The organism is Nannocystis sp. RBIL2 (genome assembly GCF_026626745.1).
Taxonomy (GTDB): Bacteria; Myxococcota_A; Polyangia; order Nannocystales; family Nannocystaceae; genus Nannocystis.
Genome location: NZ_JAPNJW010000002.1, coordinates 3,148,970 through 3,171,298 on the forward strand (window position 1 = coordinate 3,148,970; position 22,329 = coordinate 3,171,298).

The following is a 22,329-nucleotide window of genomic DNA, read 5'->3' on the forward strand; positions in this document are numbered from 1 at the left end:
CTCCGGTCGCTGGCATTCACTGCAGGCGGGTCCTCTTCGTCCCAATCCCGGCGCAGTGACGATGGGCATCCTCGGCGTCGAATGCCCGGAGAGCAGTCGTTTCAGGTCAGGCTGCCGCCGAGTGGAACGGCGCGGCCGCCTTGCCCGCGTGATACCGCGCGCCTCGGGGCTTGCTTCCGCGCGCTCTCTCTTCGTGCGAAGGTCGGCGGGATGAAGGCTCAGGACCTGATCGGCAAGACAGTGGTGCTCACCGGCAAGTTCAGCGACCTCGACCGCGCCGAGGCCGAGGCCGCGCTGGCCCGGCTCGGCGTGACGATCGGCTCCGGCGTCACCAAGGCGACGCACGTGCTGTTCGTCGGCGAGCGCGCCGGGTCGAAGCTCGCCAAGGCGCGCACTCTCGGCGTCGAGGTCCGCGACGAAGCGGCGCTCAAGCTGCTGCTGTCCGCGGCGCCGGCCGCCGCCCCTGCCGCCCCCGCGAGCGCCCCCGCGAGTACGCCCGCAAGCGCCACCGCAGTCTCCTGCCCGGGCCTCAGCGGCAAGACAGTCGTGTTGACCGGCACCTTCACTCTGATGAAGCGCGCCGAGGCGGCGCGCCTGCTGGCCGAGGCGGGCGCCACAGTCGGCAGCAGCGTCGGCAAGTCGACCGACATCCTGATCTACGGCGACGACGCCGGCTCCAAGCTCGAGGCGGCGCGCGGCCGCGGCGTCGCCCTGATGACCGAGGCCGAGATGGTCGCGCTGCTGACCGCCGCGGGGATCGGCGGCGGCCTGCTCGCCGGCGCCGACGACAAGCTCGCGCGCAAGGCCGCCGAGGACGCCGCGAACGCCACCGAGATGACCCGCGTCGTCGCCGAGCTGCGCGCCTTCCTCGACCAGCTGCGCGCCCGCCCCGACATCACGGTCACCGTCGCCGAGCTCGGTCGCAAGGCGGGCAAGGCCAAGCTCGACCAGCTGCGCGCGCTCCGGGTCCCGCAGGACCTCGTCGACCTCTACGCGGAGATCGACGGCTTTCGCATCGAGTGGCGCTTCATCGAGCCGCCCGGCGAGGGCTGCATCCGCGTCCCGTCGGTGACTCAGTGGACCCAGTTCACCGGCGACGACCAGCACTACATGAACTTCGGCGACGACCAGGAGGCCATGCTGCTCGACGCGATCACCGCCGAGGGCAACACCTGGTTGGTCCGCGCGCGCAAGGCCCCGCGCGGCAGCAGCCCGCGCGACGCGTCGATCATCTTCGCCTCCGCCGCCGAGGGCGCCGAGGGCATCACCGCCGCCTCGTCGCTGCCCGAGTACTTCCGCGCCGCCATGGCCAGCGGCTTCGTGCCGTACTGGCCGCGCTGCTTCAAGGCCAACCGCTACGTCTCGTACGCCACGCAGGAGGCCGCGGTCACGCGCTTCCGGGCCAAGCCGGTCGCCCCCACGCCGATCGTCGCCGGCACGCGCGTCGAGTTCGAGTACTTCTCCGAGGGCGGCCGCGGCGAGGCGCTCGGCCTGCACGAGGTCCCGGACTCGCGCAACGCCGAGTTCACCGGCCGCGAGTTCGTGCGCGTGCGCCTCGACGAGGGCACCGTCGCCTGGCTGCCGCAGAAGTGGACGAAGGCGCTGGCCGGCCGCGACGCCTACGAGCGCCTGCGCGAGGCCGAAGGGCCGCTGGTCGTCGCCGACCTGTCGGCGCGCTTCGACGAGCTCGCGCGCGCGATCGGCCCGCTCGCGCACTTTGCCGGCGGACCTGTCGGCACCCTCCCGAGCAACGCCCGCCGCGCCGCGGGCGTGCTCGCCACGCGGCCCTTCGCCGACGCCCTGCGCCAGGTGCTCGACCTGCGCGACGCGGCCGTCCACGCCCGCCTCGAGTTGCAGGAGTCGCGCCCGCTCACCCAGACCGGCGACGAGTTCGGCCCCGCCGAGCTGTCGCGCTTCAGCTGGCGCTACAGCCTCTCCGGCGTGCTCACCGGCCTGCTGGGCGGCCTGCAGGTCCTCGCCCACCACGAGTCGGCGCGGCGTGGCGTCCCCGGCCGCGAGCTGGTCCCGTCCGAGCTGAGCGCGCGCCTGGCCAAGATCGACGCGGCCGCCGAGCTGCGCGAGCGCCTCGCCAGCGCCGAGGTCCTCGCCGCGCCGAAGTGGCACCACGCCGGCAGCGACGCCGCCGAGCTCGGCCTGCCTTCCAGCGAGCCGGTGCTGTCCGGCACCGGCTTCTGATCGCCGCGCACGAGGCGACGACGCGTCACACCGTCGCCTCGTTATTTTGGCGTCACTCGATTCGCTCGGTGCAGGCCGTCGTGCCGAACGCGGACGAGGCGGCCACGCACTGCGCCGTCGCCTCGTGATTTCCGTGTCGTCCTGCGCAATCGATGCAGGCCGTCGTGACGAACGCGGACGAGGCGACGACGCGTCACGCCGTCGCCTCGCTACCTTCGTAGCACCGCGTCACTCACTCGGTGCAGGCCGTCGTGTCGAACGCGCCGCAGCCGGTGGCGCAGGTCAGGGTGCCGCCGCCGAAGCCCTGGCTCTCGCAGGTCGCACCGCCGAGGTCGCTGCCGTCGCAGGTCTCGTCGGCGTCGATCTGGTTGTTGCCGCAATCGTTGCACTGCGACAGGTCGAAGTCGTCGCATTGCTCGGTGCAGGCGAGGGTGCCGCCGAAGAAGCCCTGGGTCTCGCAGGTCTCGCCGTCGAGCTCGCTCCCGTCGCACGGCTCGTCGCCGTCGAGCTTGTCGTTGCCGCAGCCGACGCAGCCCGAGGTGTCGAACGCGCCGCAGCTGTCGGCAGCGCAGGCCAGCGTCCCGCCGTCGAAGCCGAGCGACTCGCAGGTGGCGCCGTCGAGCGCCGCCCCGTCGCAGGTCTCGCCGGGGTCGAGCTCGTCGTTGCCGCAGCTGTCGCACTGCGAGGTGTCGAACGCGTCGCAGGTGGCGCTGCAGGTCAGCGTCCCGCCGCCGAAGCCGAGCGACTCGCAGGTCTGGTTGGCCAGCGCCGCGCCGTCGCAGGTCTCGTCGTCGTCGATCTGGTCGTTGCCGCACGGGTCGCACTGCGACACGTCGAAGCCGCCGCAGTCGGCCGCGCAGGCCAGAGTGCCGCCGCCGAAGCCCTGCGACTGGCAGCTCTCGCCGTCGAGGTCGGCCCCGTCGCAGGTCTCGCCGTCCTGCTTCTGATCGTCGCCGCAGCTGGTGCAGCCGGCGAGGTCGAAGCCTTTGCAGGTGTCGCTGCAGGCCAGGGTGCCGCCGGCGAAGCCCTGCGATTGGCAGCTCTCGCCGTCGAGGTCGGCCCCGTCGCAGCTCTCGTTCTCGTCGAGCTGGCCGTTGCCGCACGACTCCAGCACGCACAGGCTGGTATCGAAGGTGCAATCGTCGCCGCACGCCAGGGTGCCGCCGCCGAAGCCGAGGCTGGCGCAGTCCTTGCCCCCGAGGTTGTCCTGATCGCAATCCTCACCGGCGTCGAGGATGCCGTCGCCGCAGCTGCCCGGCGCGGTCGTCTCGGTGTCCGTATCGGTGGTGGTCGTCGTCGAATCGGTGGTCGTCGAATCGGTGGTCGTCGTCGACGTGTCGGTCGTCTCGCCCGTGGTCGTCGTCGTCGTCTCCGTCGTCTCCCCGGTGGTGGTCGTCGTCGACGTATCGGTGGTCTCTCCCGTCGTCGTCGTCGTCGTCGAATCGGTGGGGTCGACCGTGGTCGTCGTCGTCGACGGATCGATCGTCGTCGTCGGCGCGGTCGTCGTGGGCACCCCCGTCGAGGTGTCCTGCTCCGTGGTCGAGGACGTATCCGTCGTCGTACCGTCGGTGTCAGAACCCTGCACTACGTCGCCGGAACAACCAGACAGCGCGGCCAGGAGGAACAAACCGGGAAAACTGCGAAAATAACGCATCCGAAAAACCCGAGCTTTCTGCTGAAAGACAGCGGCTGCATCCTGCGCTGAACCGTGCGCACATGACAGCGACTGGGGACGTCCACCGACGTGAGCGTCCGCTCGAGTAGACCGATGACGGATTCAGCGGTCTGCGACAACACAACTCATGGAGTCCATCAGAACGCTCGGCACGACGCGTCGGCCAGGAACAGCACCGCGACAACCCCGTCGAGTTCGATGATTTGGCCGTCGTCGCAGCGACCGGAGACGCCGATGCCCAGCGCCGCCGCCGAAGGGTCGTTGGCCAGGCGAAACCGGCCGCGCGACAGCTCGGCGAAGCCGAGGCCGCGGGCCGACACCAGCGCCTCGAGCCAGACCTGCAGCGGCACCAGCCCCTCCTCCGGCGTGGCGATGTCGATGCGCCCGAAGTCGAGGGCGCCGCGGCGACCGTCGAACTCGAAGACGACCGGATAATCGCCGTCGAGCTCGACGAGCACCGATTCACCGCGCTCCAGCTCCCGCAGGTCGCCGGCGGTGATGCTGGTGAACAGCGGCGTCGCGGTGGCCACGCCGCCGCTCGAGAGTACGTCGTCGCACCCCGCCACCGCCAACGATAGTGCCACCCACGACGCCCGTGTCCACATGGCCCCTCCTGCCGACGCACGCGCGCCGGGCTCTGTCGCTCGTCGTATCGGCCGGCCGCGGACCACCGACCATCCGGTGGCCGACCGCGGCCGATCACCACCACCGGGCCCGGTTCAGCTCTCGTCGACCACGGTGTCCTGCGGCAGCAAGTACAGCTCGACGTTGCCCTTGCCGTCGGGCCGCACCAGGTCGGGGCGGATCCCGGCCTCCCGCAATTGCGCCCGCAGCCGCCGCAGGTTGCGGTCCCAGTTCTGCCGCATGATGCCGCGGTCGGTCTCGTCGCCCCAGATCTCGCGCGCCACGGCCTCCCACGAGACGAGGCGATTGATGGTCGCCAGCTCGCTGACGATCCGCGCCAGCAGGCCCGCGATCACGCACTCGGGCCGCCCGGGCATGCGCACGTAGACGGTGTCGTAGCGGGCGACGATGGTCAGCGGCGGGTCGTTCTGGCCGATGCTGCGGGTGCTCAGCGCCCCGTCGCCCAGCGGCCTCGCCTGCACCGCGAAGTGATGCCCGCGCAGCTCCCACGACGTGCCGGCCGCCAGCTCGACCGGCTCGCGGTCGCCGACCCGCAGGGTGAAGCCGTCCGAGGTGCCCCAGATGTACGCCTCGGCCCCCGGCAGATACTCGGGGTGCAGCTTGTAGCTCGGGGTCTGCGACGGCCCGCTGTTCGCTGTCACGATCGAATAGACCGACTCGCTGAGGGTGCACTGCTCCTGGCCGTCGCCGTACAGCACCATCACCCGGTCCGGCAGCTCGACCGCCTCGACGTCGAGCGTCACGTTCTGCGACAGCCGGATCCGCTGGCCCGGCGCGAGGATGATCGACGACTTGCGCTCGCCGTCGAGGATGATCCAGCGCCGCAGCGACAGGATCTGCAAATGCCGGCCGCGCATGCTGATGAACGCGTGCGCCTCCGACACCTCCGGGCTCTCGATCCGCAGCTCCGCCGTCGATGCGCGGCCGATCAGACCGCCGGCGGCGACCTGGGCGGTGCGCCCGTCAGGGAGGCGAAAACGGACAAACGGGGTGTAGCGACCTTGCAACACGGCGGGCCTCCTCTCGAGCGGGACGACGATTGTACCAGCAGACGACAGCGCAGCGGACCTGCGCGCGCGATCACAGCGACGGCGGGGCGTTGATGCCCGCCGGCGGCCGGGCGCGGAACTTGGCGCGAGTGGCGCAATCGCTGCAGTTGCCCTCCATCGGGCCCGCGTCGTCGCGGAGCGTGGTCGGCCCTGCCTGGGTCGCGGCGACGCGTTGGACCACCTCGTCGCAACCGGACACGGCGGTGAGGGCGAGGGCGGCGAGAGCGAGAGTGACGGTGCGAGACATAAGTACCTCCAGACAGGTTGTTCGGGACATGTTCTTTGGGATAGGTTAAGTCAGGAAGGCGGACGGAGCCAGCCGGCCAGCTCGGCGGCGCGGCGCGCCCCGGCCTCGCCGAAGCGGGCGTAGAAGCGATCGGCGGCGGCGCGGCGCTCGGCCGCGGCTCCGGTCTCGCCGAGCGCCGCGAGGGCCTCGGCGAGGCACCACTGCGTGTCGGCGACCTCGCGGAAGTCGCTGCCGGCGCTGGCCCACACGGCCGAGGCCTGGCGCAGCGCCTGGGCGGCGCCGGCGTGGTCGCCCCGGATCAGCCGGGCCTGACCGATGCCCTTGAGCACGAAGCCCTGGGCGTCGCCGTCGGCGTCGTCGATGCGAGACAGCAGCGCCTGGGCCTGGACGAACCGCGCCTCGGCCTCGTCGGGCTGGTGCAGGCCGAGCAGCGCCTCGCCGGCCTTGGCGTGGGCCCGCGCGACGACCTCGCCGCCTGGCCCGTGCAGCGCGGCGGCCAGGGTCAGCTCGCGCTCGGCGGCCGCCAGCGCCTCGGCGTAGTTGCCGAGCAGCACGTGGGCCTCGCCGAGCACCGCGAACACGCCGTCGTCGGCGCTGCCGGTGGCGTCGAAGATGGCCCGCGCGGCCTCGCCGTGGGCCAGCGCCGAGGAGGCCAGGCCCTCGTAAAGGTCGACGCGGGCCAGCGCGAGGTGCAGCTCGAGGACCTTCCCGTGGCTGTCCCCGAAGACATATCGCGCGACCGCCAGCGCGCGCTCGCAGGCCGCTCGCGCGGCGTCGAGGCGGCCGCGCTGCTCCTCGAGCAGGCCGAGGTTGTACAGCGCGACCAGCACGTACGGGTGGCGCGGCCCGAGGGCGGCGACGAAGCCCTGCTCGGCCTCGACGTACAGCACCGCAGCGTCGTCGCCGCGCCCCTGGTCGACCAGCGCGGTGGCGAGGTTGAGCTTGAGCTTGGCGATCGCCACCGCGTCGGGGGCCGGGCTCTGGGCCCAAAGTGACAGCGCCTTGCGGAACGCGGCCTCGGCGGCGCGCGGCTGCTGGCGCCCGCGCGCGACCAGGCCCTCGGCCTGCAGCGCCCGCGCCCGGCTGTCGGCGGCGGGCCGCCCGAGCCGCTCGGCGCTGGCCCGCGCGCGCCGGACCCACTCGAGCACCGGCAGGCCCGAGCGCCAGTGCAGCGCGCCGACCTCGACCAGGTACTGCCACACCTCGGCGACCAGCACCTCGTGCCGGCTGGCCTCGGCCAGGTCGACCGCCTCGCTCAGGCTGGCCACCGCGGCCTCGCTGCGCCCGAGGTAGTGCTCGACGCGGCCGCGCTGGTACAGCGCCTCGGCCAGCACCGGCGGGTAGTCGAGCCCACGCGCCGCCCCGACCGCCTCCTCGGCCATCGCCAGGCTCTGCGCGTACTCGCCGGACACCTCGCGCACGCGGGCCCGCTCGAGCCCGACCCGCAGCGCGGTCACCCGCGGCCGCTCGTGCGCGTCCGGCGGGCGCAGGCCGAGCGCGAGCATCTGCCGGTCGTCGCAGTCGGCCAGCGCCGGCAGCTGCGCGGCGGCCCGCGCCGCGTCGTCGACGTCGACCCGCGACGAGCTGGCGAGCAGCTCGACCAGCGCCGTGAAGCGCATGCGCGGGTGCTCGAGGCAGGTCGCCCGCGCCCGCAGCTCCTCCGAGGCCGCCGCGTCGGCCTGCCGGGCCCCCGCGCACACCGCCTCGCGCCGGACCTGCCAGCCGGTCACGTAGTCGTCGAGCGCCGACTCGACCCGCGCCCACCGCCCGGCCGCGCCGGCGAACTTGGCCTGCAGCCCGCCGCGCACCTCGGGCGTCCACGCGGCCGCCAGCGCCTCGCCGGCCGCGCCGCAGCGGTCGACCGGAGCTGCCCACCAGGACATGCCCCCGAGGACACCCACGAACGAGCCGGCCGCCAGCGCCCACTGCCACGACCGCATCGGCCGCTCGGCGGCGATCGCCGACAGCTCGGCCAGCAGCGCGTCCATGGTCGGATAGCGGGCCGCCGGGTCGCGCGCGAGCCCGCGGCGCAGCACCTTCCACAGCTTCGGCGGCACCACCGAGCCCTTCGGCGGATCCTGCGGCCGGTCCTGCAGCAGCGCGCGCCGCAGCGCCGCCGCGTCCTCGCCGACGAACGGCCGCCGGCCGTACACGCCCTCGTACAGCGCGACGCAGAAGCTGAACTGATCGGAGCGGGCGTCGGACGGCTGCAGCTTGAGCCGCTCGGGCGCCATGTACGCCAGGGTGCCGACCGGCCCGCGGCTCGAGGCGACCGTCGAGCTGCCGTCGCTGGCCCCGCCGCTGCCGCGCCGCGTGGCCCCGGCGTCGCTGATCTCGCCGCTCACGTCGGCGCTGGCGACCTCGTGCACGCGCGCCAGGCCGAAGTCGCTGACCATGGCCCGCCCGCGCGCGCCGACCAGCACGTTGTCGGGCTTGAAGTCGTGGTGCACGAGGCCGGCCTCGTGCGCCGCCGCCAGGCCGCTGCCGGCCTGGACGAACAGCGCCAGGACCTCGCGCCAGCCTCGCGCCTGTTCTTTGAGCCATGCCCGAAGGGTCACGCCCTCGACCAGCTCCATGGCGACGTAGACGCCGCGGTCGCACACGCCGACGTCGAACACGCCGACCACGTTGGTGTGGGTCAGCCGCGCCATCGCCTTGGCCTCGCGCACCAGCGACGCCGGGACCAGCGCGCGCGACGACTCGCGCAACATCTTGACCGCGACCTTGCGATCGAGATCGGGGTCGTAGGCGAGGAACACGTTGCCCATCGCCCCGTGCCCCAGGTGCTTCATGATCACGTAGCGCCCGGCGCGGAACGGCTCGAGCTCGGCCTCCACCGCCCGCGTCGCCGCCTCGTAGGCGACCGCCCCACGCGCGGCGTCGACGTACATCCGCCCGAAGTCCCCGCCCTCGCTGCTGCCCCCGATCGCCTCGAAATCCCCCGAATCCCGGCTCCTGTCGGGGTCCGTGCGCATCCGCGCTGAGTTGGGGGTGGCGTCGAGGGAAGACATGAGACTGCGCACGAAGCTGAAATCACAATACCAACATTCACGCCGTTACGTGATCCGACCCCGATCGGAACGAGAGAAACATCCTCACAGGCGGACTTGCCGCCGATTCCCCCCATCGGCCCGCGCGTTCTCGCGCAAACCCCATCAAGCGGACTTCTATAAGCCCCGGGCGAGCCTTCCCGGCGCACCTCGGCGCGCCCCGGAGCCGTGACGCAGGTGAAGCCGTCCGCCGCCAGGCCCCAGACGAAGACCGGTCTTCACCCGGTCTGCCGGCGGCTTTCTCGTTGACTCGCGCCCCCTGGCGCCGGGGCCGAGCGCCCACTCCCGCACCCGGCGCCCGGGCGCGCGACCCCTCGGCGACCTCCGCCCGAGCGGCGGCGCGCCGCCACGCCGCCGAGCGCCATGCTCGACCTCTCGGCGGTCCCCGTCGCGAGCCCTGCGTCTCCGCAGCTGTCCCCTGAGACATCCTCGTGGATGCCGCATGAGACAGGCCGCATCGCCGTCCCGCGGGCGAGGCTCAAGTCCGCGGATCTCCAGCAGACCGCGGCCTGGAACGGCGGCTGCTCTCCGTGCATCGCGGCCGACCGATGCCCGGACGGACCTGACTTCGACCTTACGACAGAGAGCAGAGATCGCATGCAAAGAATCGTTTCATCCTTGTTGTTCGCGGCCGTCACACTGACCGCGAGCGAGGCCTGGGCGTGGCCGACCGCGCAGATCGGCGGGGTCACTTACGCCGGGCCGCAGGTCCAGGGTTACGCGTGGAAGGACCAGGGCGGCGGCGCCTGGACCAAGTGGAACAGCATCGCCTATCGCGACTCGAACGTCGGCGACCTGAAGATCGCCCGCCGCTCGGCCTCCAGCGCCAGCCCGACGTGGAGCGCCTGGTCGCTGGAGACGATCGACAGCGCCGCCAACGACGTCGGCAACGGCGCATCGATCGCGCTCGACGCCGACGGCGTCGAGTACGTCTCCTACGTCGACTCGACCGGCGAGCGCCTCAAGGTCGCAAAGCGTGTCGGCGGCGGCGCCGGCACCTGCTTCGCCGGCAGCAACTGGGACTGCGACACCCTCGTGTTCGGCGACGTGACCGACCAGACCGCGATCGGCCTGACCTACGACGCCGCCACCTTGCAGTACACCGTGCACGTCATCTTCGTGAAGGAGGACGCCGGCGTGTACGACCTGTGGTACGCGCGGAAGATCGGCACGGGCAGCTGGACGACCGCGTGGATCCGCGAGGCCAACAGCATCTCGCTGGCCCCCGACGCGCTCGCGTTCACCAGCGGCAACCTGCCCCGCGTCGCCTACGGCGAGTCGCTCGCGGGCATCCGGCTGAGCGCGTTCGTCGGGCCGGCGCAGGGCAACTGGACCACGAGCACGATCGACGCCAACGGCGTCGGCCCGGCCTCGCTGGCGATCCGCTCGTTCGTGCAGAACATCGCCTATCGCAGCGCCACCGGCGACCTGCGGTTCGCCGCGCTCAACATCTTCTCGGGCAGCTTCGTGCTGAGCACCGTCACCGGCTCGGCCACCCGCATCTCGCTGGCGCTGGACGACGACCTCGACCCGCACATCAGTTACCAGGAGGGCGGCGCGGCCAAGCGGGCCAAGCGCAAGAGCGGCTCGTGGACCCTCGACGTAGCCGACGCCAGCGCCGCCGGCTACGGCACCAGCATCAAGATCGACACCCAGCCGGCGACCGACAAGGCGCTCCTCAGCCACACCGACGGCTTCGGGCACATCAAGGTGTCGGCCGAATAGCCGCGCCCCGGGCGGGGCATCCGGTGGATCCGCGCGCCCGCGTCGGCAGCACGACCGCGGGCGTGGGCGCGCGACCACATGCCCGAGAGGACATGTCCGTCGCTACATCCGCGCGCACTCGTGCCCGTGTCGGCCGGCCCGGCCCTGTGGCATCCTCGGGCCGATGCGCCCCCTCGCCGCCGCCCTCGCCGTATTGTTGCTCCCGCTCGCCGCCCGCGCCGACCTACTGCCCGACGGGCACAAGGGCGTCGAGCTGTCGATCCGCGTCGACGCCCAGGTCCCGAGCGGCAAGGTCCTGGTGCTGGCCAACACCTTCGAGGGCGGGACTTTGATCGTCCCCGGCACCGACCAGAAGATCTCGTGGCACCCGCTCGGCGGCGAGCTGCAGCTGCGCCTCGTCGCCGCCGGCGAGGGCGACAAGATCAAGAACGCCGGCGCCGACCTCGACCGCGACAAGATCAAGCCGCTGCTCGCCGCCGCCGCCGTGTGTGCCCCGCCGTTCGCCGGCGTGCGCACGATCGTCGACACCTCGCCGGCCACCGAGGTCCGCTGGACCTACCGCGCCACCATCGACGGCAACAAGTGCAGCGCCGAGCTGGTCAAGCAGGAGTACCTCGACGCCACCGGCAAGGCCGTCCCGGCCCCCGGACCCGCCGAGCCGCCCAAGCCCGTCAACGCCCCGCTCGCCGACCCGCCCAAGCCCGCCGACGCGCCCTCGCCCACCACGCCCCCCGCTCCTGCCCCGGCCCCCGTCAAGGCCGAAGGTCCGCCCGCCGCCAAGGCCCAGGAGTCCGCGAGCGGCTGCGACGCCGGGGGCTCCGCCCCGGGCGGCCTCGCCGGCCTCGCGCTGGTGTGGCTGCTCCGCCGGCGCCGGCGCTGAGCTGTCCGCCAGGACATGCCCCCTGCGTCATGTCCTGAAGGACAGCTATCGCGTCGGCCTTCCAGGCGACGCGCGCCCCTGCTACGCTCCCCGGCACCTGCAGCATGCGCCCCGGTCTGCTCCTGCTCTCCGTCCTCTTCGCCTGCGGCGCCGCGCGAGAGAGCGGTCCGGGGCCGTCGCCGGGACCGGACGCACCGACGAGCCCGGCCGACCCGCCGTCGCTCGCTCCGACCTGGCGCGAGCACGTCGACGGCGACGGCATGGTGCGCGTTCGGGTCCGCGATCTCGCCGGCTCGGCGATCCCCGCCGCGTCGGTCTGCGTGGCGCCCGAGGCCGTGCCGCATGCGCTCGAGTGCGGGTTCACGGACGAGGCCGGAGAGGCTGCGCTCTCGGCCCGCACGGGGGACTGGCGGCTCCACGTGGCTCATCCGGACCTGCTGGCGGCGACCTGGCCGGCCCCAAACGACGCCCCGCTGGCGTGGCCGGCGAAGGGCGGCGCGCTCGAGCTTCGGCTCGCCCGGGAGGGAATGGAGCTCCAGGGTCGAGTGACCGACGTCCGCGGCAGCGCGCTCCCGCGGGCGTACGTGGTCGTGCAGCGAGCGAACGACATCCTGGCGGTCGCGGCGGTCGACTCCAGCGGGCGCTTCGGCGTCCGCGTCCCGTCCGGGCGAATGACGAGCCTGTTCGCGTACGCCCCGGGACACGCGCGACGGGTGGTATATCCATACCCGCCGGACGCAGCGCTGCACCTCGCGTTGATCGCCGAGTCGACGATCAAGGGCCGCGTCGTCGACGGCGAAGGACGACCGCTGGCGGGTGCATGGGTCGTGAGCCATGCACCGCTCGCTTACGTCGAGCGCCAGCGGCCGCGGGCTCGCACGAACGAGGCGGGTGACTTCGTGCTCGGCGGGCTGACTCCGGGCCGCTATTCGCTGCACGTGAGCGCAGCCAACGCGCGCCGCGTGGAGCCGGTGGTCGTCGCCCTCCCCTACGCGGCCACCGTCGAGCTCGAGCCGATCGCTACCGAGCCCGGCCACGCTCTGGCGCTCCGCCTGGTGGACCCGTCCGGTCGCCCCTGCGTCGACGGATTCGCCAAGTTCGAGGGCCCTGGCGGCCTCTGCCTGAGCCGCGCCGACGGGTGGTGCTCGTTCGGGGCCGTGCCGCCCGGCGACAGGGCCATCACCGCGTCGTGCCCGGCTTCTCTGCAGATCCGGCGGACCATCGCCGTGCAGGGCGACGTGCGCGAGACGTGGACGTTCGAGCGCGGCGGTTCGCTCACGGGGGTCGTGCTCGACGATACGAACGCCCCCGTCGCCGACGCCGAGGTGAGAGCCCCGGACGAAGACCTGCAGACCACGACGGATGCTCACGGCCGGTTCGTCCTCGCCGGGCTGTCAGGGCGGCGCGTCGACATTCAGGTGGTGTCGCTCGATCACCACGACGAGCGCCGGAGCGTCGAAGCGGGCGCCGATGTGCAGTTAGTCCTGCGGCGTCGGCCCGCGGTGGCCTTTCACGTCAGCGACCGCAGCGGGCGCCCGGCGCGTGGCGTCGCGCTGCGCTGGGACCATTCGACGGTGTTGCTCGACCACGAAGGCCGAGGTTCGACGGCGAATTTCGTCGCCACTGCCCCCGCGCACACGCTCGCCGTGCATTCGGCGCACGGACCGACCCCTTACATCGACGGCGGCAAATCCACGCTCCACGGTGAGTCCCGCTGGCGGCCCGGAGATCCCCAGCCGATCGAAGTCGTGGTCGGTCCCCCGATCGCGAGCTCCGCGGGCGTGTGCGCGCGGCTGACGGCGGGCCGGCGCCCGACGTCCTCGTGCTCGCGTCCCCCACGTCCGGCGCGCCCGGCACGTGCGCGCGCACGCTGCTCGACGACGCCGCGACGCTGACAGTGACGGACGCGCGAGGCGAGTTTCGTCTCGGCGCGCTGTACTCGGTCGCTTACAGCCTCATCGCGCTCGACTCCACGGGCTCTGCCGCCTGCGTCGGCGTCGACGCGGACGATGCCAGCGTCACCCTCTCGCTCTGAGCCCCTCAGTTACACGTCGGCCCGTACGACAGGTCGTTGATGCTGATCTCGAGGTCCGGCAGCTGCATGTAGTCGTTCGAGCCGTCGAGCGTGATCTGGTACAGCTCGTCGCCGTTGTTCGAAAAAACCTGCTTGCTGACCGGGTCGAATTCGAGGCCGACCGAGTTCCACTGGCCCTCGGGGATGTCGGCCACCACGGTGCCCTCGCCGGTGTTCGGGTCGACGCTGAGGATCCGGCTGTTCTGGCCGTCGGTGACGAGCATGCGCTCGCCGACGCAGTCGACCGCCATGCCGCAGGCCTGGATGTTGACCCCGTCGCCGTCGAGCGTGAGGGGCTTGGCGTCGGTGACCTCGCCGGTGGCCGGGTCGAAGGTGACGAGCTCGTCGGCGTCGGCGTCGATGCCGTAGAGGGTGCCGTCGTCGAGGAAGCCGAGGCCGCAGATCGATCGCCCGTGATCGGCCAGCTCGGTCGGCGTGTCGCCGCTGCAGTAGTCGACGACGATGAGGATCTGCTTGGCCGACTGCGAGCAGTAGATCGTGCCGTCGGCCGGCGAGATCGCGCAGGTGATCACCGCGTACGGCGGCGCCAGCGGCCCGAGGTCGACGCTGGCGAACGGCGTGACGGCGCCGGTCTCGACGTTCACCTCGGCGAACTGGCCGTCGTCGAACGCGGTGTAGAGCAGGCGATCGCCGGGGTTGATGTCGGCGTTCGAATCATAGCAGTCGGAGCCGACGTCGACGCCCGGGTCGACGCTGCTGTCGCCCCAGCCGTCGCCGTCCTCGTCCTTCATGCACTTCTCCGGGTCCTCGACCTCGGCCGAGCCCGGGAAGGTGCTCGGGTCGTCGTCGTCGCAGTCGGTCCCCGGCGTCACGTCCGGGTTCATCGGCATGCTCTCGCCCCAGTCGTCGCCGTCGACGTCGGTCATGCACGCCGTCGGGTCGTCGTTCGGCGCCGCCCCGGGGAAGGTGTGCTCGGAGCCGTCGTCGCAGTCGTCGTCGTTGGGCACGAAGCCCGCCGGCGGGTCCTCGCCGGGCTCCTGCGGCACGCAGTTGGCCGGGTCGCCGAACCCGTCCCCATCCTTGTCCTCACACCACACGCCGCCGCCGCCGCCGGTGATCGTGTCGCTCTCGCTGTTCGAGTTCGAGTTCGAGTTCGAGTTCGAGTTCGAGTTCGAGTTCGACTCGCTGTCGCTGTTGCTGCCCTCGGTCGCGCTCCCCTCGGTCGCGCTCCCCTGGCTCGCGCTCCCCTCGGTCGGCGCCGTCATCGTCTGCCCGTCGGTGTCCGACTCGCTGCCCTCGGTCGCCGTGCCTTCGGTCGCGCTCGCCGTCAGGCCCGCGGTCATGCACGCCTCGAGCGACTGGTTGAACACCGCCCCGTCGTCGACGCAGGTCTGCGAACAACCGGGAGCGTGGCAGAGTCCTGCCGCGAGCAACCAACCGAAGCGACGCATGGAGGCCATGCGTCGACCGTATCGGGCCCGCCACGAGCCCGCAAGAGCGCGTCACGCGGACCGATCGTTACCGCGCCCCGCTCGCACGCCGCGTCGTCGTCATCGCGTCTTTCACCACGCTCCGCGTCGCGAAGCCCTTGCCTGTCGCATCGCGCCGGCAACCGGGGTGTACGCTCGACACGCCCCAAGATGGGGACGCCGCCGATCCCGAGGTTGACTCGTGGCCTCGGATTCGAGCCGCGAGCCGCCGAACGCTCACAGCCGGCGCACGCGCAACTCCGGCGACGCCCAGTCCTCGTAGGCCTCGTCGCGGCGCCATACCCATATCTCGTAGGTCCCCGCCGGCAGCTCCAGAGCTCCGTCTTCTTCACCGAGGGGAACCATCGAATCCGGCACCGGACCGACGCTGTCATCGTGCGTCACCTGCCACGGCAGCTCCGGCAATTCATCCTCGTCGGCCGGTTCGGTCAGACAGCGCATCAATCCAAAAGGCCGTCCGCCGGTCTCGAACACATAGCGCCCCTCCGTCGCCAGCTCGATCGTGGTCCGTTCGCGGCCATTGTATCCTTCCAGCGCGTACCATCCGCCGGCTTCGCAGGAGCCGTCGACGTACCACTCCGCGGAGTCGCCCTGCCACACCGCACGCGGGGCAGTCCCGCAAGCGAGCGCGCCCGCCGCGGGATAATATTGCTTCGAGTGCGTCGAATAGTCGAGCATGACATCCTGCGACGAGCTGCCCAGGACGTCCAGGAACAACGCCGAGACCGCAGCGGGCGCCATGCCCCGCGAGCTCCGGACGTACAGCTCCATGAAGCGCTCGACCCCGTAGGACTCGATCAACCAGGCGACGAAGTGGCCGGCAGAAGGGTACTGGTCCCACGAAACTTCCGCTGACAGATCTTCGACAGACAGCGCTTTCAGGGTCCGCTGCGCAGTCCCTTGTAGACGGACCGCGATGCCTTCTTGCAGCAGCGGCAGCGGCTTGCTCCTGGCGGACGCCGTCCATGCGTGCACGATCTCGTGGGTGGCCACCTCGAGGGTCGTCCGCACCACCGGATCCTGATAACAGCCGCGGAGCTCGCCCTCTCTACCGCAGTCCGCCCCGATCGCGTCCCACTCGTCGTCGGCGTACAGGTAGAGCCAGGCGTACTCGCGCGAGATCCCGAGCATCGCCTCGATCGCGTCGATCTGCGCCTCCCACACGTCCATCACGCCGCGGCACACCTCGGCCTCGAAGCTGGTCCCGATCCGCAGCCGCTCCGTCTCGTAGCGCGGCTCGAACGGCGGCTCGGCCTCGGCCGCGCAGGCCGCCGCCACCAAGGCACACCCGGCGAGCCAGCTCGCCCGGTTCTTCCGAGATGAATCGTCGCGCATGAACAAAGACTTCGCCTCCGCTGAACACCTCAGCAGGTGCTGTCTTCCCGGTCAACACCCCGCCGTTGCATCGCCTGTGCATCGAAGTCTTCGACGCCTCGGATCGCCCTCGGCTCGCCGTTCGGTCGCGGGCCTCGGGGACAGGTCGCGGCCGTCTTCTCCACCGCCCAGCCTCGCCCCGCCCCGCTGCGAACAGCCGTGATGACTCCCACGGCCCCCCGCGTTGACGCGCGCGCGGGCGTACGCGAGCCTGCTCGAAGATGCCCCGTCCGCAAGCGTTCGCCCTCCCGCTCCTCGCCCTTGGAATCGTGCCTGTCGCCTGCGGCGACTCCACGGCCAGCAGCACCGCCTCGCTGACCACCACCGGGGTGACGAGCGCGACCGCCTCGACCGGCACCGCCACCGATTCGCCCACGGCCACCACCACCGGCGTGCCGACCACCAGCGCCGGCAGCGAGAGCGCCACCGGCTCCACCTCCACCTCGGCCAGCACCACCGACGAGGTCTCGGCCAGCGGCAGCAACACCGGCTTCAAGTTCGACACACCGCAGGGCGGCGACATCGGCGACATCGAGACCGACGGGCCCGCGCCGACCTGCCACGTCGTCGACGACATGGACGCGATCGGCGACTGCAACAAGGAGGCCCCGCCCGACAGCTTCGAGCCCGAGGTCCAATGGTCGTGGGGCAATCAGAACAGCGGCGGCAGCTCTTCGACCCCGCTGGTCGCCAACCTCACCGACGACAACGGCGACGGCTCGATCGACCTGTGCGACGTCCCCGACATCATCGTCGTCACCGGCGGCCCCCTCGGCGGCAAGATCCACGTCCTCGACGGCGCCACCGGCGTCGAGCACTTCGCGGTCGCCACCCCCGTCGACGGCTTCGTGACCCCCGCCATCGGCGACATCGACAACGACGGCCTGCCCGAGATCGTCGCTGCCACCCCCGGCGGCACCTTCCTCGGGCCCAGCGCGCTCGTGGCGTTCGAGCACGACGGCGCGCTCAAGTGGACCTCCGCCGACAAGTTCAACCACGACCAGGGCGGCGCCGTCGCGCTCGGCGACCTCGACAACGACGGCGACGTCGAGGTCGTGTGCGACGACCTCGTCGTCGACCACGAGGGCAAGACCCTGTTCATCGCCCCCGAGCAGGCGCTGTGGGACATCGTGTTCCACTGCACCGCGACCGTCCTCGCCGACCTCGACGGCGACCTCGACCTCGAGGTCGTCCTCGGCCAGGCCGCCTATCATCACGACGGCACCGTCTATTACAACGACGTCTCGCTCAAGCCCGGCTTCCCGTCGGTCGCCAACCTCGACCCCGACCCGATGCCGGAGATCCTCCTGACCAACAACAATGGCATCACCGTGCTCGAGCACGACGGCAAGGTGAAGTTCAAGGACATCAAGCCGACCGGCGACAACGGCATCGGCGCGTGGTTCCGGCCGTCGACCATCCACGACTTCGACGGCGACAAGCTCAGCGAGTTCGCCACCAGCTCGGCCGCGCATTATTCGATGTTCGAGGCCGGCGGCAAGGTCGCCTGGACCGCCAACGTCCAGGACGGCAGCGGCTGGGCCGCCGGCACCGCCTTCGACTTCCTCGGCGACGGCATCGCCGAGGCGATGTACGCCGACGAGGTCAAGCTGTTCGTGTTCGACGGCGCCGGCAAGCCGCTGCTGTCGGTCCCGCGCAGCTCCAAGACCTTGATCGAGTACCCCGTGGTCGCCGACGTCGATAACGACGGCTCGGCCGAGATCGTCGTCGTCTCCGACGTCGGCTACGACGACCTCCAGACCGCGCCCACCGTCCAGGTCATCCGCGACAAGCAGGACCGGTGGATCCAGGCGCGACGGATCTGGAATCAGCACACCTATCACGTCACCAACGTCCGCGAAGACTCGACCATCCCGCAATACGAGCCGCACTCGTGGGAGCTGCTCAACACCTTCCGCACCAACGCGCAGATCGAAGGCGGCGCGCTGTGCAAGCCCGAGCCGCCGATGTGACGCAGAGGGCCGCCGAGCACGAGGCCGAGCCTTCTTCTCGGCAGCTTCTCTACGACTACGACCGGGCGGACGGTAGCCGATGACTCACCTCGGGCTCGAGCGCCGAACAGAGAAGCCGCGAAAAGTCCTCTGACGCCTCGCTGCTGGGGTTCACCTCGTGGATAGGCCGGAGCCCTGCGAGCTTCGGCAAGAGCTGTGTGCAGAGCTGGTAGAGCGTTGCCCCGAGCAGGTACACGTCCAGATCGCCGAGGCCGTAGGTCGCCAGGCCGCTGCGCGTGAGGCGATACACCGGCTGCATCGCCGTCAGCGAGAAGCGGCGGTGGTTGTACGAGAGCACGGGCGCGAGGCCCTGGTAGTCGCCATGTAGCTGTGCCGCTCGCGGGAGCGCCGTTTCTCGCGCGGGGGGTGCTTCAGGTCGGCTATCGCTTCGATGTCAGGCCTCGCCGTCGTCGCATGCGGCCATGACCCACGGCATGATATGTCCCGAGAGACATGTCCTTTAAGGCTCAATCAAACCGAGCACCGCTGCGACAGCCTGTCGCACGTCCGCGCGTGCATGCTGACCAACTGCCACGACATCTATCACGGGACCTGGGGCGACGATCACCACGAAGCCGAGGAGATGTGCGCAGCCGCTGCGGAGGCGTTCTCGGCCGACGTGCTCACCTGTCGCCTGATGCAGTGCGAGGCCGCCGTCGGCGACGAGGCCCTGTGCGAGGGCACGTTGGCAGGGCTCCCGTGCGAGTGACCATCAAGGCGCACTCGAGCTCGGCAGAGCTCACCTCCATGCGGCAGCAGACCCGCGACATCACGTCGCAGAGACAGCGCTCTCGATCCTCCGTATGGTCGGGGCCACTGCTCAAGGATCTCGAACGATGCAACTGTCCCGCCTCGTCGCCCTCTTCCCGTTGCTCATCCCCGCATGCGACTCGCACGAGCCGGGCTTCACCGACGAGCCCGTCGAGATCGTGTTCGAGGGGCGCGTCGGCGGCGAGCCGTTCGCCTGCGGCCGGAGCTACAGCGGGCTCGGTACGGACGGCGCCACAATGACGCCGCAGGACTTCCGCTTCTACGTCCACGACGTCCGGCTCGTCACCATCGAGGGCGAGGAGCACCCGGTCACGATCGAGGACGACGGCGTCAACCAGGGCAGCGGGGTCGCCCTCATCGACTTCGAGGACGGCTCGGGCTCCTGCACCAACGGCACCCCGGAGCTGCACACCACGATCAAGGGCGTCGTCGCGGCGCAGCCGCGGCATGGCGGCGGCGCCCACGACTTCGTGGCGCTCCGCTTCAAGATCGGCGTGCCGGAGGAGCTGAACCACACCGACCTCACGCAGGCCCCGGCGCCGCTCAACGACACGACCATGTCGTGGAGCTGGAACTACGGCCACATCTTCTTCACGGCCTGGGGCGTCGTCGAGGGCGACGCACCGTCCACGGTCGGCCTGCACGTGGGCAGCATCGGCTGCGAAGGCGACGCGATGGCCGGCGAGATCGTGTCCTGCGCCAACTCGAACCGGCCGGAGATCGAGCTCGACGGCTTCATCGCCGAGACTGGCAAGGTCTCCGTCGACTGGGGTGCGGTATTCAGCGGCCTCACGCTGGCGACCCCGTCGACCGAGTGCGAGGAGATGGAGGGCAAGACGACCTGCGCCTGTCACTCGTTCGGCCCCGAGGCGCTGTGTTCGTCGATGTTCAGCCCGTTGGGCCTCGACTGGACGAACGGCGACAGCACCGCCAACCAGGCGATCTTCCGCGTGCAGTGATGCGTGTCTCGCTCGCGCTGACGGCCTGCCTGGCGCTCGCCGCCTGCGACGACGGCGAGCCTGCCCAGGGCTACGCCTGGCAGCTCGGCGTCGGCCTCCCGGTGCCGCTCGTCCCCGAGGACAACCCGATGACTGCGGAGAAGGTCGAGCTCGGGCGCCATCTGTTCTACGACACGCGGCTGTCCGGCAACGAGACGCAGTCGTGCGCGACCTGCCACCGCCAGGAGCTCGCTTTCACCGACGCCGAGGTGCTCTCGACCGGCTCGACCGGCCAGCGCACCCTTCGGAACTCGATGAGCCTGGCCAACGTCGCGTACTCGACGACCTACACCTGGGCCAACCCGCTGCTCCTCGATCTCGAGAAGCAGATGATGACGCCGCTGTTCGGCTTCGATCCGGTCGAGCTCGGGCTCCGTGGAATGGAGGACGTGCTGATCGAGCGGCTGCGGGAAGAGCCGCGCTACGAGGCGCTGTTCTCCGAGGCTTTCCCGGACGACGACGACCCCTTCACAATGACCCACGTGACGCGCGCGCTGGCCTGTTTCGAGCGCAGCTTGCTGTCAGGAGATTCGCCGTACGATCGCTACCTCGGCGGCGACCAGGACGCCGTCTCGGAGTCGGCGAAGCGCGGTGCGAGGCTGTTCAGCTCGGAGAAGTTCGAGTGCTTCCATTGCCACGCCGGCTTCAACTTCCAGGACAGCATCGCCTACGAGGGCAGGCCGCCGCGCAACGGCATCTTCCACAACACCGGCCTCTACAACATCGACGGCAAGGGCGGCTACCCGGCGGGTAACACCGGCTTGCACGAGTTCACCGGCGTGGCCGCCGACATGGGGCGGTTCCGGGTGCCGACGCTGCGCAACATCGCCGTGACGGCGCCGTACATGCACGACGGCAGCATTGCGACCCTCTCCGAGGTCCTCGACCACTACGCCGCCGGCGGGCGCACGATCGCCGACGGCCCGAACGCCGGGGTCGGCAGCGCCAACCCGTTCAAGAGCAGCTTCATCCGCGGCTTCGACCTGACGGACGACGAGCGCGCCGACGTGCTCGCCTTCCTCGACAGCCTCACCGACGACACCTTCTTGACCGATCCGCAGCTCGCCGATCCATGGCAGTGAAGATCGCGTCCGAACGGCCAGGTCGCGGCTCCGCCGGCGGGACAATCCGAGAGCACACAGACGATGAGCAGGAGACCTCGGCGCACGCGTCGCCAGCGTAGCGAGCTCGAGGCGGTGGGCCCATTCTTCGCGGCGAAAGGCGACCCGGGAGGATACGGCGCGAGGGGGGGAATGCTCACCGCGGTGGGAAGGGGCTCGTCGGTCTCGACGATCGTCCCCGCGAGGTCGAGCCGAAGCCGACGCGGCGAATCGAGGTCCACGAGCCACAGCCGTCGTTCGTCCCAGGCGCCGATGCGCAGCCGGCTCGCGCTCACGATCGCGACGGGAGTCATGGCGTCGGCATATCACCGATCTCCGTGACCGCGAAAGTACAAGTTGCTCCGCCTCGTCGCCGGAGCGGACGCGTCACGCGGCCGGCAGCACTTCGCGTAGCTCCGCAGGCACGTCGAGGAAGTCGACGTGACCCGTCGTGATGTCGTACACCGCGCCGACGATCACCAGCTGCCCGCTGTTGACCATGTCCTCGAGGATGCGGCTGCCGTGGCGCAGGTGATCGACCGCGTTGCGGACGTTGGCGCGGATCGCATCGCGGAGCTGACGCTCCCGCGAGTGGTCCTTGCCGACCTCGAGCACCGTCTGCGCCGACGAGCGGATGCGGTCGACGATGTCACGGATGTTGTCGCTGGCCACCGTGCTCTCCCCGCGCAGCACCTCGAGCGTCGCCGTCACTGCGCCGCACGACGAGTGCCCCATGACGACGACGAGCCGGGTGCCGTAGGTCGCCGCGGCGAACTCGGCGCTGCCGATGCCGGACGGCGCGACGATGTTGCCGGCGACGCGGATCACGAACAGGTCACCGAGCCCCTGGTCGAACAGGATCTCGGCCGGCGCCCGCGAGTCCGAGCAGCACAGCACGATCGCAAACGGGCTCTGACCCGCCGCCAGTCCGCCGCGCTGCAGCTGGCTCGCCAGAGCGGTGACGCTGCGGGTGTCGTTCTTGTAGCGTTCGTTGCCGGCGACCAGCCGACGCATCGCTTCAAGGGGGGACGGGGGAGTCTGAGTCATGGTGGAGCTCGGGGTGCGCAGTCTGCGAAATTGCG

18 protein-coding genes are annotated in these 22,329 nt (G+C 71.1%); 9 read left to right on the forward strand and 9 right to left on the reverse strand.

Going from position 1 to position 22,329, the window contains the following annotated elements:
- Window positions 1-210 precede the first annotated feature (210 nt).
- The gene (locus tag OV090_RS37665; RefSeq protein WP_267709566.1) at window positions 211-2,196 is read left to right on the forward strand and encodes a BRCT domain-containing protein; all 1,986 of its coding nucleotides are present in this window, start codon (window positions 211-213) and stop codon (window positions 2,194-2,196) included.
- A gap of 232 nt (window positions 2,197-2,428) precedes the next feature.
- On the opposite strand, the gene OV090_RS37670 is transcribed toward OV090_RS37665, so the two are convergent.
- The 5 genes from OV090_RS37670 to OV090_RS37690 all read right to left on the reverse strand — a co-directional run bounded on the left by OV090_RS37670 (window position 2,429) and on the right by OV090_RS37690 (window position 8,787).
- Complete coding sequence (locus tag OV090_RS37670; RefSeq protein ID WP_267709567.1) at window positions 2,429-3,781, reverse strand: hypothetical protein; 1,353 nt, start codon at window positions 3,779-3,781, stop codon at window positions 2,429-2,431.
- Between the two features lie 227 nt (window positions 3,782-4,008).
- Entirely contained in the window at window positions 4,009-4,476 is a 468-nt protein-coding gene (locus tag OV090_RS37675; RefSeq protein ID WP_267709568.1) for a hypothetical protein, read from the reverse strand.
- A 114-nt stretch (window positions 4,477-4,590) separates the two neighbouring features.
- A complete protein-coding gene (locus tag OV090_RS37680) occupies window positions 4,591-5,526 on the reverse strand; it encodes a hypothetical protein (RefSeq protein ID WP_267709569.1) in 936 nt (311 codons plus the stop codon).
- Between the two features lie 70 nt (window positions 5,527-5,596).
- On the reverse strand, window positions 5,597-5,812 hold the full coding sequence (locus tag OV090_RS37685) for a hypothetical protein (protein WP_267709570.1): 216 nt from the start codon (window positions 5,810-5,812) through the stop codon (window positions 5,597-5,599).
- Between the two features lie 50 nt (window positions 5,813-5,862).
- Complete coding sequence (locus tag OV090_RS37690) at window positions 5,863-8,787, reverse strand: serine/threonine-protein kinase (RefSeq protein ID WP_267709571.1); 2,925 nt, start codon at window positions 8,785-8,787, stop codon at window positions 5,863-5,865.
- A 693-nt stretch (window positions 8,788-9,480) separates the two neighbouring features.
- On the opposite strand from OV090_RS37690, the gene OV090_RS37695 reads away from it, so the two are divergent.
- The 4 genes from OV090_RS37695 (at window position 9,481) to OV090_RS37710 (ending at window position 13,502) form a co-directional block, all read left to right on the forward strand.
- Complete coding sequence (locus OV090_RS37695; protein ID WP_267709572.1) at window positions 9,481-10,587, forward strand: hypothetical protein; 1,107 nt, start codon at window positions 9,481-9,483, stop codon at window positions 10,585-10,587.
- A 163-nt stretch (window positions 10,588-10,750) separates the two neighbouring features.
- Window positions 10,751-11,467 (forward strand): MYXO-CTERM sorting domain-containing protein, encoded by a 717-nt coding sequence (locus OV090_RS37700; RefSeq protein ID WP_267709573.1) that lies wholly within the window; start codon window positions 10,751-10,753, stop codon window positions 11,465-11,467.
- Between the two features lie 104 nt (window positions 11,468-11,571).
- On the forward strand, window positions 11,572-13,362 hold the full coding sequence (locus OV090_RS37705) for a carboxypeptidase-like regulatory domain-containing protein (protein WP_267709574.1): 1,791 nt from the start codon (window positions 11,572-11,574) through the stop codon (window positions 13,360-13,362).
- A 2-nt stretch (window positions 13,363-13,364) separates the two neighbouring features.
- Window positions 13,365-13,502 carry a hypothetical protein gene (locus OV090_RS37710; RefSeq protein WP_267709575.1) on the forward strand — a complete coding sequence of 46 codons (138 nt, stop codon included), beginning with the start codon at window positions 13,365-13,367 and terminating at the stop codon, window positions 13,500-13,502.
- 5 nt (window positions 13,503-13,507) lie between these two features.
- Here OV090_RS37710 and OV090_RS37715 read toward each other — a convergent pair whose 3' ends face one another.
- The gene (locus OV090_RS37715) at window positions 13,508-14,962 is read right to left on the reverse strand and encodes a hypothetical protein (protein WP_267709576.1); all 1,455 of its coding nucleotides are present in this window, start codon (window positions 14,960-14,962) and stop codon (window positions 13,508-13,510) included.
- Window positions 14,963-15,208: 246 nt separating this feature from the next.
- Window positions 15,209-16,327, reverse strand: a complete 1,119-nt coding sequence (locus tag OV090_RS37720; protein WP_267709577.1) for a hypothetical protein — start codon at window positions 16,325-16,327, stop codon at window positions 15,209-15,211.
- 260 nt (window positions 16,328-16,587) lie between these two features.
- Here OV090_RS37720 and OV090_RS37725 point away from each other — a divergent pair, with 260 nt between their 5' ends.
- On the forward strand, window positions 16,588-18,339 hold the full coding sequence (locus OV090_RS37725; RefSeq protein WP_267709578.1) for a VCBS repeat-containing protein: 1,752 nt from the start codon (window positions 16,588-16,590) through the stop codon (window positions 18,337-18,339).
- Between the two features lie 55 nt (window positions 18,340-18,394).
- Here the strand turns inward: OV090_RS37725 and OV090_RS37730 are convergent, their stop codons facing one another.
- Window positions 18,395-18,676, reverse strand: a complete 282-nt coding sequence (locus OV090_RS37730; RefSeq protein ID WP_267709579.1) for a hypothetical protein — start codon at window positions 18,674-18,676, stop codon at window positions 18,395-18,397.
- A gap of 141 nt (window positions 18,677-18,817) precedes the next feature.
- On the opposite strand from OV090_RS37730, the gene OV090_RS37735 reads away from it, so the two are divergent.
- The 3 genes from OV090_RS37735 to OV090_RS37745 all read left to right on the forward strand — a co-directional run bounded on the left by OV090_RS37735 (window position 18,818) and on the right by OV090_RS37745 (window position 21,229).
- A complete protein-coding gene (locus OV090_RS37735) occupies window positions 18,818-19,087 on the forward strand; it encodes a hypothetical protein (protein ID WP_267709580.1) in 270 nt (89 codons plus the stop codon).
- A 127-nt stretch (window positions 19,088-19,214) separates the two neighbouring features.
- Window positions 19,215-20,108 carry an MbnP family copper-binding protein gene (locus tag OV090_RS37740; RefSeq protein ID WP_267709581.1) on the forward strand — a complete coding sequence of 298 codons (894 nt, stop codon included), beginning with the start codon at window positions 19,215-19,217 and terminating at the stop codon, window positions 20,106-20,108.
- Entirely contained in the window at window positions 20,108-21,229 is a 1,122-nt protein-coding gene (locus OV090_RS37745) for a methanobactin export MATE transporter MbnM (protein WP_267709582.1), read from the forward strand. The genes OV090_RS37740 and OV090_RS37745 overlap by 1 nt, the downstream gene beginning before the upstream one ends.
- A 405-nt stretch (window positions 21,230-21,634) precedes the next feature.
- On the opposite strand, the gene OV090_RS37750 is transcribed toward OV090_RS37745, so the two are convergent.
- A complete protein-coding gene (locus OV090_RS37750; protein WP_267709583.1) occupies window positions 21,635-22,261 on the reverse strand; it encodes a carbonic anhydrase in 627 nt (208 codons plus the stop codon).
- Between the last annotated feature and the right edge of the window lie 68 nt (window positions 22,262-22,329).